The sequence below is a fragment of the Alcanivorax sp. 24 genome (assembly GCF_004360225.1).
GTDB lineage: Bacteria > Pseudomonadota > Gammaproteobacteria > Pseudomonadales > Alcanivoracaceae > Alloalcanivorax > Alloalcanivorax xiamenensis.
Map to the genome: position 1 here is coordinate 126289 of NZ_SNUA01000005.1, position 13856 is coordinate 140144.

The 13856-nt window shown below is 62.3% G+C and carries 11 protein-coding genes; all 11 read right to left on the reverse strand.

Annotated features, from left to right (window positions below):
- Nucleotides 1-7: 7 nt before the first annotated feature.
- Nucleotides 8-2092: a flagellar biosynthesis protein FlhA gene (flhA, locus tag E0L37_RS08825; RefSeq protein WP_133491383.1), complete on the reverse strand. Its 2085-nt coding sequence runs from the start codon at nucleotides 2090-2092 to the stop codon at nucleotides 8-10.
- Complete coding sequence (gene flhB / locus E0L37_RS08830; protein ID WP_133491384.1) at nucleotides 2089-3246, reverse strand: flagellar biosynthesis protein FlhB; 1158 nt, start codon at nucleotides 3244-3246, stop codon at nucleotides 2089-2091. Before flhB ends, flhA begins: the two co-directional genes overlap by 4 nt.
- Nucleotides 3247-3435: 189 nt before the next feature.
- Nucleotides 3436-4092, reverse strand: coding sequence for a protein phosphatase CheZ (gene cheZ, locus E0L37_RS08835; protein ID WP_133491385.1), 657 nt, complete (start codon nucleotides 4090-4092; stop codon nucleotides 3436-3438).
- A 90-nt stretch (nucleotides 4093-4182) separates the two neighbouring features.
- A complete protein-coding gene (gene cheY / locus E0L37_RS08840; RefSeq protein WP_133491386.1) occupies nucleotides 4183-4572 on the reverse strand; it encodes a chemotaxis response regulator CheY in 390 nt (129 codons plus the stop codon).
- A 24-nt stretch (nucleotides 4573-4596) separates the two neighbouring features.
- A complete protein-coding gene (locus E0L37_RS08845) occupies nucleotides 4597-6348 on the reverse strand; it encodes a methyl-accepting chemotaxis protein (RefSeq protein ID WP_133491387.1) in 1752 nt (583 codons plus the stop codon).
- 33 nt (nucleotides 6349-6381) lie between these two features.
- Entirely contained in the window at nucleotides 6382-7434 is a 1053-nt protein-coding gene (locus E0L37_RS08850) for a chemotaxis response regulator protein-glutamate methylesterase (protein ID WP_133491388.1), read from the reverse strand.
- A gap of 110 nt (nucleotides 7435-7544) precedes the next feature.
- The gene (locus tag E0L37_RS08855; protein WP_240687446.1) at nucleotides 7545-8408 is read right to left on the reverse strand and encodes a CheR family methyltransferase; all 864 of its coding nucleotides are present in this window, start codon (nucleotides 8406-8408) and stop codon (nucleotides 7545-7547) included.
- Between the two features lies 1 nt (nucleotide 8409).
- Nucleotides 8410-10071, reverse strand: a complete 1662-nt coding sequence (locus tag E0L37_RS08860) for a PAS domain-containing methyl-accepting chemotaxis protein (RefSeq protein ID WP_133491389.1) — start codon at nucleotides 10069-10071, stop codon at nucleotides 8410-8412.
- Nucleotides 10064-11323: a methyl-accepting chemotaxis protein gene (locus tag E0L37_RS08865; protein ID WP_305015734.1), complete on the reverse strand. Its 1260-nt coding sequence runs from the start codon at nucleotides 11321-11323 to the stop codon at nucleotides 10064-10066. The genes E0L37_RS08860 and E0L37_RS08865 overlap by 8 nt, the downstream gene beginning before the upstream one ends.
- A 30-nt stretch (nucleotides 11324-11353) precedes the next feature.
- Nucleotides 11354-11854, reverse strand: coding sequence for a chemotaxis protein CheW (locus E0L37_RS08870; protein ID WP_133491390.1), 501 nt, complete (start codon nucleotides 11852-11854; stop codon nucleotides 11354-11356).
- Nucleotides 11851-13854, reverse strand: a complete 2004-nt coding sequence (gene cheA, locus E0L37_RS08875) for a chemotaxis protein CheA (protein ID WP_133491391.1) — start codon at nucleotides 13852-13854, stop codon at nucleotides 11851-11853. The genes E0L37_RS08870 and cheA overlap by 4 nt, the downstream gene beginning before the upstream one ends.
- Between the last annotated feature and the right edge of the window lie 2 nt (nucleotides 13855-13856).

Genomic DNA, 13856 nt, shown 5'->3' on the forward strand with positions numbered 1-13856 from the left:
TTGGCGTTCATGGCTGCATCCCGATCAGTTCGGTAACGCGCAAGCTACGGTCATCGGGGATTTCCGCCTGCGACAGCACCACCAGGTGACGCAGGCGGCGGCGCAGGAACCGGGCCAGCAGGCCACGCAAGGCCGGCACCACCACCAGCACCGGCGGCAAGCCGGCGTTCTCCTGGCGTTCCAGGGCGGCACTGGCCTGGCTCATCAGCGTGTCCGCCAGGCCCGGCTCCAGTGCACCGCCACCATTGAGCGCTTGCTCCAGCACTTGTTCGAGGCCGGCGTCGAGGCCGATCACCGACAAGGTTCCGGTGGCGGAGAACCAACGGTCGGTGATGGCCCGGCCCAGGGCCACGCGTACCCGGGCGGTCAGTTCTTCCGCGCCGGTCTGGGCATTGCCCGGCTCCGCCAGGGCATCGAGGATGGTGCTCAGATCCCGGATCGGCACATCCTCGTCCAGCAGGTTTTGCAGAATGCGTTGCAGCGTGGTCAGTGACACGGCCTTGGGCACCACCTCTTCCACCAACGGCTTCTGCTCTTCGCCCAGTTTGTCCAGCAATTGCTGGACCTCCTTGCGTCCGAGCATTTCCGCGCCGTAGCGGTGCAACAAATGATTGAAGTGGGTGGCCACCACGGTGCCGGCGTCCACCACCGTGTAACCGTACACCTGGGCCCGTTCCCGCTGGGATTCATCGATCCATACCGCCGGCAGACCGAAGGCGGGATCGTGGGTGGCACGCCCTTCCAGGGTGCCGGAGACCTGACCGGGATCGATGGCCAGCCACTGGCCGGGGAATGCCTGGCCGCGTCCCACTTCCGCGCCCTTGAGGGTGATCACATAGCTGTTGGCATCCAGTTCCAGGTTGTCGCGGATGTGCACCACCGGCGGCAGAAAACCCACGTCCTGGGCGAATTTCTTGCGCACGCTTTTGATCCGCCCGAGCAGTTCGCCGTGCTGGCGATGATCCACCAGCGGAATCAACCGGTGCCCCACTTCCAGTCCCAGGGTGTCGATCAGACGCACATCGTCCCAGGTGGCTTCCGGGACTTCCGGCGCCGGCGCCGGCGCGGCTTCAATGTGCTGTTCCGCCAGGTTCCGATCGCGCCGCCGGAGCAAATACCAGGCGAGCCCGCCCAGCGCGAGAGTGAACAGCAAGAACACCAGGTTCGGCATTCCCGGCACCAGCCCCAGCAGTCCCATCACGCCGGCGGCCAGGAACATCACCTTGGGGTTGACCAGCAACTGGTCGATGATCTGCTCGCCGATATCCTGGTCGGTGTTGACCCGCGACACGGTGACACCGGCGGCGGTGGAGATCACCAACGCCGGGATCTGCGCCACCAGGCCATCACCGATGGTCAGTAGCGCATAGGTACGGCCCGCTTCGGCGAAGCTCATGTCGTGCTGCAACATGCCAATCAACAAACCGCCGAGTACGTTCACCACCATGATCACCAGACCGGCCACGGCATCGCCGCGCACGAACTTGCTGGCGCCGTCCATGGAACCGTAGAAGTCCGCCTCCTTGGCCACATCGGCACGGCGACGGCGGGCCTCCTCCTCGCCGATCAAACCGGCGTTGAGGTCGGCATCGATGGCCATCTGCTTGCCCGGCATGGCGTCGAGGGTGAAGCGCGCGCCGACCTCGGCGATACGCCCGGCGCCTTTGGTGATCACCACGAAGTTGATCACCACCAGAATCAGGAACACCACCAGACCGACGGCGAAGTTGCCGCCCACCAGGAACTGGCCGAACGCCTCGATCACCTTGCCGGCGGCATCGCCACCCTCGTGGCCGTCCATCAATACCACCCGGGTGGAGGCCACGTTCAGCGACAAGCGCATCAACGTGGTGAACAGCAACACCGATGGAAAGGCGGAGAAGTCCAGCGAGTTGAGGGTGAACATACTGACCAGCAGCACCATCACCGCCAGGGCGATATTGAAGGTGAAGAACAGATCCAGCGCGAACGGCGGCAACGGCAGGATCAGCATGGACATGACCAGCAGAATCAGCACCGGTCCGGCCATGATCTTCATCGGCACGTTCTTTATCGACAAAGAGGCCCCCGCCCCCAGCAGCGATCCGATCATGACGCGACTCCTTGATCAGCGGCGGGTACCGCCAGGTCATCGGGCACCGGCAGATCCCGTGGCGGCATCGGCGAGGCTTCACCGCTGCCACGGGCGCTCTTGAGACGGAACGCCCAGACCAGGACTTCCGCCACGGCGGTGTACAGCGCGGCGGGGATTTCCCGGTCCAGCTCCACATGGCGATACAGTGCCCGCGCCAGCGGTGGCGCTTCCAGCAACGGCACCCGGTGTTCCTCTGCCAGAGCACGAATGCGGGCCGCCACCTGATCCACGCCTTTGGCCACCACCCGGGGCGCGGACATCTGGCCTTCCTCATAGCGCAAGGCCACGGCGAAATGGCTCGGGTTGGTAACGATCACATCCGCTTCCGGCACTTTGCTCATCATGCGCTGGCGCGCCACGCTCTGCTGCTGCGAGCGGATACGTGCCTTGAGTTGCGGATCCCCTTCGCTTTCCTTGTGCTCGCGTTTGATCTCTTCCTTGCTCATCCGCAGCTTCTTGGCATGGCTCCAGAGCTGATAGGGCACATCGATCAGCACCGACACCAGCAGTGTCAGCACCATCAAACCGCTGGCGGACGCGGCCAGCGCCAGTGCGTTGGTCATCGCCAGACGCAGCGGCTGCTCCATCAGCGCCATGAATTCCCCTTTGTGGCGCAGCAGAAAAAACACCGCCACTCCACCCACCAGGATCGACTTGGCCAGCGCCTTGGCCAGTTCCGCCAGCGCCTGGCTGGAAAACATGCGTTTCAGGCCCGCGATGGGATTGAGCTTGGAGAATTTCGGCTGCAGCGCCTTGGCGCTCATGGACCAGCCACCGGTGAGCATCGGCGCCACCAGCGCCACCACCAGCAGTAACAGGAATAACGGCACCAACGCCAGCAGGGTCCGCATGCCCAGCTCCGCCACCCGTCCGAGCATCGGCCCGGTATCCAGGGCCTGGCGCCGCTCGAACAGGAACGACTGCTCCATCACCAGGCCGAGCTGGGCGAACAACGGGCCGGACATCACCCACAGACCACCCACCCCGGCGAACAGCAACAGAAAGGTAGCCAGCTCCCGCGAACGCGGCACCTGGCCTTCTTCCCGCGCCTGTTCCAATCGTCGGGGAGTAGCCGGTTCGGTCTTTTCCTGGTCCTGGGTATCGTCCGCCATGGCATCGTCAAGGAAGGCTGGGTATTCGGCCCATCATTGTCGGTAAAGCAGCGGCGGAACTAACGGTGGATTAGAGGCAGGGAATGGGGGTTATTCGAAAGAATCGCGAGCAAGGTCGCTTCCCACAGAGAGCGCCACGGAGCCGCTGTGGGAAGCTGCCTTGGCGGCGAATTGGCCGTAAAGCTACGTTTAAAACCCCAATTCGTCCAGCAGCGAATCCACCTGATCCTGGCTGCTGACCACATCTTCCCTGGCGGCATCGATCTGCGGCCCGTTGATCAGGGATTCGTCGCGGCGGCGCTGCATTTCATCGCGTTCCCGGCCTTCCGGAACGTTGTCCAGCAACACCTGCAGCAACTGCCGCTCCACCTCCTGGATCACCTCCATCATCTTCTTGATCACCTGGCCAGTGAGATCCTGGAAGTCCTGGGCCATCATGATTTCCAACAATTCCTTGTTGGTGGCCTGCGCCAGGTCCGGCGCCTCGCCGAAAAACGCCCGTGTGTCGTTGACCAGATCACGGGCCTGATCCAGCTCCTTGGGTTCCTGGAACCAGGCTTGCCAGCGCTGATCCAGATCTCCGGCGCGGTCGGCCAGCTGGTTTTGCAATGGCTGCGCGCGATCAATGGCGTTAAGCGCCCGGTCGGCCGCCTGTTCGGTCATGGTGGCCACGTAACTAAGGCGGGCACGGGCATCCGGAATCGCCTCCGCCGCCTTGACCACTTCCTTATCCAGACCCAGTTCGCGCATGCTGTCGCGTAACATGCGGGTAAGCTGGCCAATACGCTGGACCAGATCGTCGGATCCGGCTCCCCCTTCGCTGATATGCCCGGCCTCGTTGCTCATGCTGCTTTCTCCTGCCTCGGGATGTCCGACGTCCCGCCGGTCCTGGCCGGCGGCGCGCTTTCACGATTCCCGGATGCTGCCTGTCACTGGTTATGCGCCGAGTTTCTCGAAGATCTTGTTGAGCTTTTCTTCCAGGGTGACGGCGGTGAACGGTTTGACGATGTACCCGTTGGCTCCGGCCTGGGCCGCGGCGATGATGTTTTCCTTCTTCGCCTCGGCCGTCACCATCAACACCGGCAGGTGACTCAGATCGCCGTCAGCGCGGATCCGTTTGAGCATTTCCAGACCATCCAGATTGGGCATGTTCCAGTCCGACACCACGAACTGGAAGCCACCACCGCGCAGCTTGGTCAGGGCCTCCTGTCCGTCTTCCGCTTCATCCACATTGCCGAATCCCAACTCCTTGAGCAGGCTGCGGATGATGCGCCGCATGGTGGGAAAGTCATCCACCACCAGAATACTCATGTTCTTGTCCACGATTGTGTTCTCCGCTACTTGGTCCGGTCAGAACTCTTCCCAGTCATCCTCGGCGGTCACCGCTTCACGGCGCGGCACCACCTTCTTCAGTTTTTCTTCCGCCGTTGCCGGCTTTTTCTCGCTGACGGCACCGTCGTCCACGTCGGCTTCGATGTCGGCCGGCGTTTCCGGATCGTCCCCGGCTTCCTGCTTGCGCCACAACGACAGGGACGCCAACTGTTCAGGCCGCAGCCGGAAAATCGCCACCGCTTTCTCCAGACGCCGCGCCTGCTCTTCCAGCGATGCGGCGGCGGCAGTGGCTTCCTGCACCAGCGACGCGTTTTGCTGGGTCACTTCATCCATTTGCGTCACCGCCTGGCTGACTTGTTCGATACCACCACTCTGTTCCTGGGAGGCGGAGGAGATTTCATCCATGATGTCGGTGACCCGTTTCACCGCGGCCACCACTTCCCGCATGGTCTCGCCGGCCTCTTCCACCAAGCGGGACCCTTCGTCCACCTGCGAGACCGAGCTTTCGATCAGTGCCTTGATCTGACGGGCCGCGTCGGCACTGTTGCCCGCCAGGTTACGCACTTCTCCAGCCACCACCGCGAAGCCGCGCCCCTGCTCGCCGGCCCGGGCCGCCTCCACCGAGGCGTTCAGCGCGAGAATATTGGTCTGGAAGGCGATGGAATCGATCATGCTGGTGATTTCCGCCACCTTGCGGGAGCTGTCGGAAATACCACGCATGGTGCCAATCACCTGGTCCATCACGGCGCCACCACGGCCGGCGGTGCCGGAGGCGTCGTTGGCCAGGCCGCTGGCCTGGCGCGCGTTGTCGGCGTTCTGCTTCACCGTGGCGGTGAGTTGCTCCATGCTGGTGGCGGTTTCCTCCAACGAGGCGGCCTGCTGTTCGGTACGGGAAGACAAGTCCGCGTTGCCGCTGGCGATCTCGGAAGCGCCGACATAAATGGCGTTACCGCTTTCCCGCACTTCGGTGACGATCTTGCCGAGGCTGTGCTGCATTTCCGCCATGGCGGTGAACAGCTTGCCGATCTCATTGTTGCCCGGCACTTTGATCTCCTCGGACAGATCGGCGCGGGCGATGCGCTGCAGGTTTTCCACCGCCCAGCTCAACGGTTTCACCACCACGCCGCGCAGCATCAGGTACACCAGCACCATGATGATGCCGGTGAGCACCAACATGCCGATGCCGATGTAGGAGAACAAAGCGGTCTGCTTCTGATAATGGCCCATCACCTCCTGGCCACGTTCATCGCCATAACGGGTGAAGTTGGTCAGGGTGTCATTCAGGTCGTCGTTGGGGGTTAGCAGTTCCTGGCGCAGATTACGATAAGTACGCAGGTCGCCTTTCTGCAGATAATCGTATTGCATCTTCACCAGACGCAGTACTTCCTTGTAGGCCCCCGCCAGCTCATTCGCCCGGGCCTCGCCCATTTCATCCTTGGGGCTGTCGACGAAGTTTTGAAAGCGACGTTCCGCCCTTTCCAGAAAACCGCTGACGCGCTGGATCTGGTTGTCCGCCACCAGCCGCATGCCGTTGTCCAGATAATCAGCGGCCAGATCCATTTCGATACGCGCCTGGTTCAGCAAGGTACTGGCCCGGGCAACCTGATTGAGTTGCTGCACATTGACCTGATTAAGGGTGGAGATGGAAGCATCCACCACCTGGTTGGTGAGGATGCGGATAGCGGCGATACCGCCGATCAAAAGCGCGCAGCAAATCAGCGCTCCGGCCACCGCCGTATTGATGTTGATATTTCGCACGAATTTCATCATAGCCGGCCTTTCCTTTTTTCAAGGTTATTCTGTCTATACCCGCTGAGCCCGCCCGGAGGCGGCCGCCAGTGCCATCAGACGCGGCGCCACCTGATTCAGCGGCAGCACTTCGATCGCCGCGTCCAGAGCGATAGCCTCGCGAGGCATCCCGAACACCAGGGAGGTGTCCTGATCCTGGGCCAGGGTGTGGGCACCGGCTTCACGCATGGCAAGCAGTCCCCCGGCACCATCCTTGCCCATACCGGTGAGCAGAACGCCAATGGCGTTGCGGCCGGCGTGCCGCGCCGCGGAGCGGAACAACACATCCACGGAGGGTCGGTGGCGATTCACCGGTGGCCCATCATCGAGGTGAATCACATAGTTCGCGCCGCTGCGGGCCAACAGCATGTGCGCATCCCCTGGCGCGATGTACACGTGACCGGGCAGCACCCGCTCTCCGTGTTCCCCTTCCTTCACCGTCACCGCGCTGAGCCGGTTGAGCCGTTCGGCGAACGACCGGGTGAATCCGCCGGGCATATGTTGCGCGATCAGAATCGCCGGGCTGTTCGGCGGTAACGGCGACAGCACTTCCCGGATCGCCTCGGTTCCCCCCGTTGACGCTCCCAGAATCACCAGTTTCTCACTGGAAATGATCGGCGCCTTCAACTTCGTCGGTGGCGTCCTGTTGTCGTTGGCGCGGCGCGGCCGGGAGCGAGCCGTGGCACGAATCTTTTCCGCGATCAGCTCGCTGTAGTCGAGCATCCCCGAACGAATCCCCAACGACGGTTTCTCAATGAAATCCACCGCACCCAGTTCCAGGGCCCGTAACGTAATCTCCGATCCGGCCTGGGTCAGTGACGACACCATCAGTACCGGCATCGGCCGCAGGCGCATCAGGCGCTCCAGAAAGTCGAGCCCGTCCATGCGTGGCATTTCCACGTCCAGCGTCAACACATCCGGGTTATGCTGTTTGATAAGATCCCTGGCCACCAACGGATCCGGCGCCACCGCCACCACTTCCATATCGGGATGGCCGTTGATGATCTCGCGCATCAAGTCACGAATCAGCGCGGAATCGTCGACGCACAGCACGCGAATTTTTTCCATAGCCCAAACCCGCCCCTGTTACGGTGGAAACATTGCAATGGCGTTGGTTCAACAGTCCTACTGGTTAGCTTATCGGCCGCGAGTCGCCAACCTTGAGGCCGGATTGGGCATTACCCGCCGCCGTCATGCCCTGCCAGCGAGTACACTGTCTGACCACGGGAGCGGAAACGGTCGCTCAGGTAGGCGACATTTTCCGAGTGGCCGGCGAACAACAACCCGTCGGGCTTGAGTCGATCAGCCAACCGCCCGAGCACCCGGCTCTGAGTTTCCCGGTCGAAGTAAATCATCACGTTGCGGCAGAAAATGGCATCGAAGCGTTGCCCGGTGGGCCAGTCCCGGCCGACCAGATTCATCACCTGGAAACGTACTTTTCCCGCCAGGGAGGGTTTGACCCGGGCATAACCGGTGCGGGCGCCGCTGCCTTTCTGGAAGAACCGCCGCCGACGCTGATCATCAAGGCGTGCTACCTGCTCCAGCGGATAGACGGCACGTCGGGCACGATCCAGGGCCTCGGTGTCGATGTCGGTGGCCAGCACCTCCACGTTGACATGCTCTCCCAGGGTTTCCAGCAACGTCATGGCAATGGAATAGGGTTCTTCGCCAGTGGACGCGGCGGCACTCCATACCCGGACCGGATCCCTGCGGCCGCGGACATGATCGGCCAGGATCGGAAAGTGGTGCGATTCGCGAAAAAAGGAGGTCAGATTGGTGGTGAGGGCGTTGACGAACGTCTGCCATTCCTCGCCTTTTCCACTGGCCTCCAGACCCGCCAGATAATCTCCGAAACGGGTCAGACCGCGGGCACGCACCAGGCGACCGACGCGGCTGTACACCATGTCCTTTTTGTGCTCCGCCAACACAATACCCGCGCGCTGATAGATCAGATCGCGGATTTTTCTGAAGTCATTGGCGGAAAAATGCAGATCGCGCTCTGAAAACAGGGACGCAGCCTCGATCTCTTGCGGCGGATTCAAATCAGCTCCCCGCTTCCATCAGCAGCGGCGGATCGGTCCGGACCGGGTGGCCCGCCTGTTGCCGATCGACGCCGCGCAAATGAAATACCGCCACCGAATGGCCGAGTGTATCGACCTCACCGCGCAACGCGCCGGCGGCGTCGGCGGACCCCTGAATACGGCGGGCGTTGTGTTGCATGGTCTCGTCCATCCGTGTCACCGCCTGGTTGATCTGAGCGATACCAGAGCTCTGCTCCTCGGACGCGCAGGTGATCTCCCCCATGATGTCGTTGACGCGGGTCACCGACGCCACCACCTCCCGGATGGTGCTCTCCGCCCGGTGAACCAAATCGGCCCCGCTCTGGATTTCCCGGCCTGAGTTGGCGATCAGATCACGAATCTCTTTCGCCGCGGCGGCGGACCGCCCCGCCAGGTTGCGGACCTCGCTGGCCACTACCGCGAAGCCGCGCCCCTGCTCACCGGCCCGGGCCGCTTCCACTGAAGCATTGAGCGCCAGAATATTGGTCTGAAAGGCGATGGCGTCGATGCTGTCGATGATCACCGTCATCTTGTTGGAACTGGCGGTAATACGCTCCATGGTATTGACCACTTCGCCCATCACCTCGCCGCTGTGCGCCACCTGACCGGCCGCCTGCGAGGCCAGCTCACTGGCCTGCCGCGCGTTGTCGGCGTTTTGCCGCACCGCGCTGGTGATTTGTTCCATGCTGGACGCGGTCTGCTGCAGCGACTCGGCCTGCTGTTCGGTCTGGGAAGACAGATCGCGGTTGGCTTCGGCAATACCGCGAGCCGCCGGCGTCACCACCGCGATACCCTCGTTGACATGGCTGACGATACTGCCAAGGCAGCGCTGCGTGACCGCCAGCGCCATGTTCAACCGCCCCGCTTCCCCCAAAGTACGCTTCGGCGGCTGTGCCGCCAGATTGCCGGCGGCGATCTGGAACGTGAACATCACCGCCTCACGCAACGGCTTCAGCAAGGCGCCGGCGGTCATCACCCCGAGCAATGCCAACACCGGCACGCCAGCGACCAACAGCAAGCCATGCGCCAACATCAATCGGCCGCGCACCGGATCATCCGACGGCAAATGGCTCACGCCGTAGAGCCCCACCACGCTACTGATCGCCAACAACACCACCGCCAATAGCGCCAATCCTCCCAAACGCACGGCGCCACCACGCCGCCGCAGGCGCCGCCGCCAGCTATCCGGCCCCCGCCTCAGTATCTCTCCCCGCTCCAGGGAGAAGCGATGCCCTTTGTCCGTATTCATGGCGGCGTAAGCGTGTTCCGCCCGGATCACACTATCGGCGTCCGGTTTCAGGCGCACCGACACATACCCCTTGATCTCGCCGTCTTCCATGATCGGCGTGACATGCGCCTTGACCCAATAGTGGTCACCGTTCTTGCGGCGGTTCTTGATCACACCAACCCAGGTACCGCCCGCCTTGAGCGTCCGCCAGAGGTTTTCAAACGCCAGCGGCGGCATATCCGGGTGGCGAACCAGGTTATGGGGGGCGCCCAGCAACTCCTCCCGGCTGAATCCACTGACCTCAATGAAGGCGGGATTGGCATAGGAGATTTTGCCGCGCAAGTCCGTACGGGAGATAAGAAAGTGATCATCGCGCAGGGTATATTCCCGTTGCGTGACGGGCTGATTATCACGCATGCACTACCTCCGTCACGGCGCCAGCGACGATATTCTTGTCGGAGCTTTTTCCCTCCGCGTCGTTGATCACTCGCGCCAGCGTGAACAGCGCCACCGCCTGCCGCAGCCGCGCGGCTTCGCCTTCCAGTTCGCTGGCCGCCGCGGCCGCCTCTTCCACCAGAGCGGCGTTGCGCTGCGTCACCTGATCCATTTGCGTGATGGCCTGATTGACCTGGCCAATACCCTTGCTCTGCTCCTGGGAGGCGGAAGCAATCTCATCCATGATGTCGGTGACCCGGCGCACCGCTTCGACGATTTCGGTCATGGTACTGCCCGCCTGATCCACCAGTCGGGTCCCGGCTTCGATGCGCTCCACCGACGTCTCGATCAACGCACGGATCTTTTTCGACGCTTCGCCACTACGCCCGGCCAGAGCACGGACTTCTCCCGCCACCACCGCGAACCCCCGGCCCTGCTCACCGGCCCGGGCCGCTTCCACCGACGCGTTCAGCGCCAGGATATTGGTCTGAAAGGCGATGGAGTCGATCACCTCGATGATCTCGGTCACCTGACGGGCACTGCCGCTGATTTCCGCCATGGTGCCGACCACCTCGCCCACTACCTCACCGCCCCGTTGCGCGGCTTGTGACGCGCTGGCCGCCAGCTGGCTGGCCTGGCGGGCATTGTCGGCGTTCTGCTCCACCGTCGAGGTGAGCTGCTCCATACTGGCGGCGGTCTGTTCCAGCGACGCCGCCTGATGTTCCGTGCGCGAGGACAAATCAGTGTTGCCTTGAGCGATTTCACCGGCGCCCTGATAAATCCCCTGGCTGCTGTCACGCACGGTGGCCACGGTGCGGGACAGGCTTTGCTGCATGTCCGACAGGGCCGCGTAGAGCTGACCGATTTCATTATTGCCGCGCGCCTTGATCGGCTCCGACAAGTCGCCTTTGGCCATCCGCTCGAAGTGCCCCACCACCTTGCGCAGAGGCCGGATAACATTCACGGTCACACCCCACAGCACGATCACCACCAGCACCACCGATACCGCGATCACCGCGCCGATACCCCACCGCATGGTGGCGGCGTAGGATTCGAAAGCCGCCAACGCCTGGCTGCCGGCGTCACCGGATTGCGCCGCCAACCGGATCATCGCGTCATGGCTTTGATCGAGGATGTACACACTCTGCGCGCTCAGAATCAGGATCAACAGCGAAAACGCCGCCAGAACCAGACCCCAGCTTACTTTGACCGTCATGTTATCCAGTACTTTCACGATGGTTATCTCACTCGGCTCGTGGGCATCTTATTCACCAACGCGCTCAACGATGGCCAATTCCTCGCTGGTGAGCAGTCTCTCTATGTCCACCAGAACCAGCATGCGTTCTTCCAGATTGCCGAGTCCATGGATGTAGTCCAAAGGCAGACTGATACCGAATTCCGGCGGCGGTTTGATCTGTTCGGCGGTCAGGGTCATCACGTCCGAGACCTGATCCACCACGATGCCCACTACACGGGTACCGATATTGATGACGATCACCACGGTCTGCTGGTTATAGTCGGCGCTGGCGAGACGGAATTTCAGGCGCAGGTCGACGATTGGCACGATCACGCCGCGCAGGTTGGCCACGCCTTTTATGAAATCCGGCGCGTTGGCGATGCGGGTAACGTTCTCGTAGCCCCGGATCTCCTGGACCTTGAGAATGTCGATGGCGTACTCCTCGTCACCCAGGGAGAACACCAGGAATTCACGGCTGCTGATCTCGGCGGCTTTCTTGACGGGATTGACGGAAACCAGGTTGCTCATGATGCGGAAACCTCCTTGGAGGAAAGGACAGTGGAGTTTCGAGCGACCGCGTCACTCGCTTTCTTGCTTTGGCTGAGACGATGCAGGTCGGGAATATCCAGAATCAGCGCGACGCTGCCGTCACCGAGAATGGTGGCGGCGGACACGCCGGGGACCTTGCGGTAGTTGGTTTCCAGATTTTTGACCACCACTTGCTGCTGGCCCACCAATTCATCCACCAGCAGCGCATAACGGCGCCCCTCTCCCTGCACGATGACCACAATCGCCGCGGTCGGATCGGTGACGGCGCCGGACACCTCCATGGCATGGTGCAACGCCACCAGGGGCAAATAGTCCTCACGCACTTTCAACAGCACATCGCCGCCGGCCATGGTGTAGAGATCATCGGCGCGCGGCTGTAACGATTCGATCACCGCGCTGACCGGCAAGATAAAAGTCTCCTCCCCCACCCGTACCGACATGCCGTCGAGAATGGCCAGGGTCAACGGCAAGACAATGCGGGTACGAGTACCCACACCGGCTTCGGAGAGCACTTCCACATGACCGCCCATGGCCTGAATGTTGCGTTTGACCACATCCATGCCGACACCACGGCCGGAAACGTCGCTGACCGCTTCGGCGGTGGAAAAGCCCGGCGCGAAGATCAACTGCCAGACTTCCTCGTCACTCATGTTGTCGGACACCGGCAGCCCGTTACCGCGGGCCTTGGCGAGAATCCGCTCGCGATCCAGACCGGCACCGTCATCACTCACCTCGATCAGTATGTTGCCACCCTGGTGCTGAGCGGACAGCGTGAGGCGGCCGGTGCCCGGCTTACCGGCGGCGGCGCGAAGCTCCGGCGTTTCCAGGCCGTGATCCAGGCTGTTGCGAACCAGATGCGTAAGCGGATCGATGATGCGTTCGGTGAGGCTCTTATCCAGTTCGGTGGATTTGCCCTCGGTGATCAATTCCACATCCTTGCCCAACTTGCCGGCCAGATCACGCACCAGCCGTGGGAAACGGCTGAATACATAGTCCATTGGCACCATGCGCACGGACATCACCGCTTCCTGAAGATCCCGGGCGGTACGCTGCAACAGGCTGAGGCCGGAGGCGAAGCCACCATCGCCGGTGACGTCGGAATCCTCCACCACCTGATTGAGCATGGATTGGGTAATGATCAACTCACCCACCAGGTTGATGATATGGTCGACCTTGGCCACCGGCACCCGGATCGAGGAGTTGGCGCCACTGTCCCGGCTGTCGACGGCCGGCCGCGCGGCGCGTTTGGTTTCAGCTTTGGGAGGCGGCTCCGGCGTTTTCACCGGCACCGGCAGCCGTTCCGGGGGGATACTGCGGATGTCCAATTGCTCAGGCTCGACGATGAAACACATCACCGCCTCGATGTCATCGGCGCTGGCGGTGGACTGCATCAACACCTCGTAGCGGTCGTCTTCACCTCGCGTTTCCAGCACATCGCCAAGCTGACCCAACTCCTCGATGAGCAGTTCCCGATCCCTTTCCGACACACCAAGCAGAGCCACGCTAAGGGGTTGTCCAGCCCCGCCACTGGCCGGTGGCGGCGAGGACGGAGCCACCGTGGTAGCGGGAGCCACATCGCCCGCCGGCTCACCAATTTCCTCCAGCGCCAGCTTCCGTAGCACCTCACAGATACGGGCCATCGCCTCCGCGTCCGGCTCCACGCCTTGGCGGTAGGCCTCCAGTTGGTCGTGTAGCATGTCTTTCGCTTCCAGAAAGGTATCGACGATGTCACGACGCAGCGTGAGTTCGCCGCGACGGGTGTAATCGAGCAGGTTCTCCAGCAGATGGGTGGTGCGTTGCAGCGCCTCGAACCCGAAAGTGCCGGCGCCTCCCTTGATGGAGTGGGCCGCCCGGAAGATGGCGTTAAGCTGTTCCATGTCCGGGTTGTCGACATCCAGTGCCAGCAAATGGGCTTCCATGTCCCCCAACAATTCCTCGGCTTCCTCAAAGAAGGTGCTGTAAAAATCGCTGATATCCATGG

Coding starts and splice junctions, on each gene's coding strand:
- flhA (WP_133491383.1), bottom strand. CDS start 2,092: ATGATCGGATCGCTGCTGGGGGCGGGGGCCTCTTTGTCGATAAAGAAC.
- flhB (WP_133491384.1), bottom strand. CDS start 3,246: ATGGCGGACGATACCCAGGACCAGGAAAAGACCGAACCGGCTACTCCC.
- cheZ (WP_133491385.1), bottom strand. CDS start 4,092: ATGAGCAACGAGGCCGGGCATATCAGCGAAGGGGGAGCCGGATCCGAC.
- E0L37_RS08845 (WP_133491387.1), bottom strand. CDS start 6,348: ATGATGAAATTCGTGCGAAATATCAACATCAATACGGCGGTGGCCGGA.
- E0L37_RS08850 (WP_133491388.1), bottom strand. CDS start 7,434: ATGGAAAAAATTCGCGTGCTGTGCGTCGACGATTCCGCGCTGATTCGT.
- E0L37_RS08860 (WP_133491389.1), bottom strand. CDS start 10,071: ATGCGTGATAATCAGCCCGTCACGCAACGGGAATATACCCTGCGCGAT.
- E0L37_RS08870 (WP_133491390.1), bottom strand. CDS start 11,854: ATGAGCAACCTGGTTTCCGTCAATCCCGTCAAGAAAGCCGCCGAGATC.
- cheA (WP_133491391.1), bottom strand. CDS start 13,854: ATGGATATCAGCGATTTTTACAGCACCTTCTTTGAGGAAGCCGAGGAA.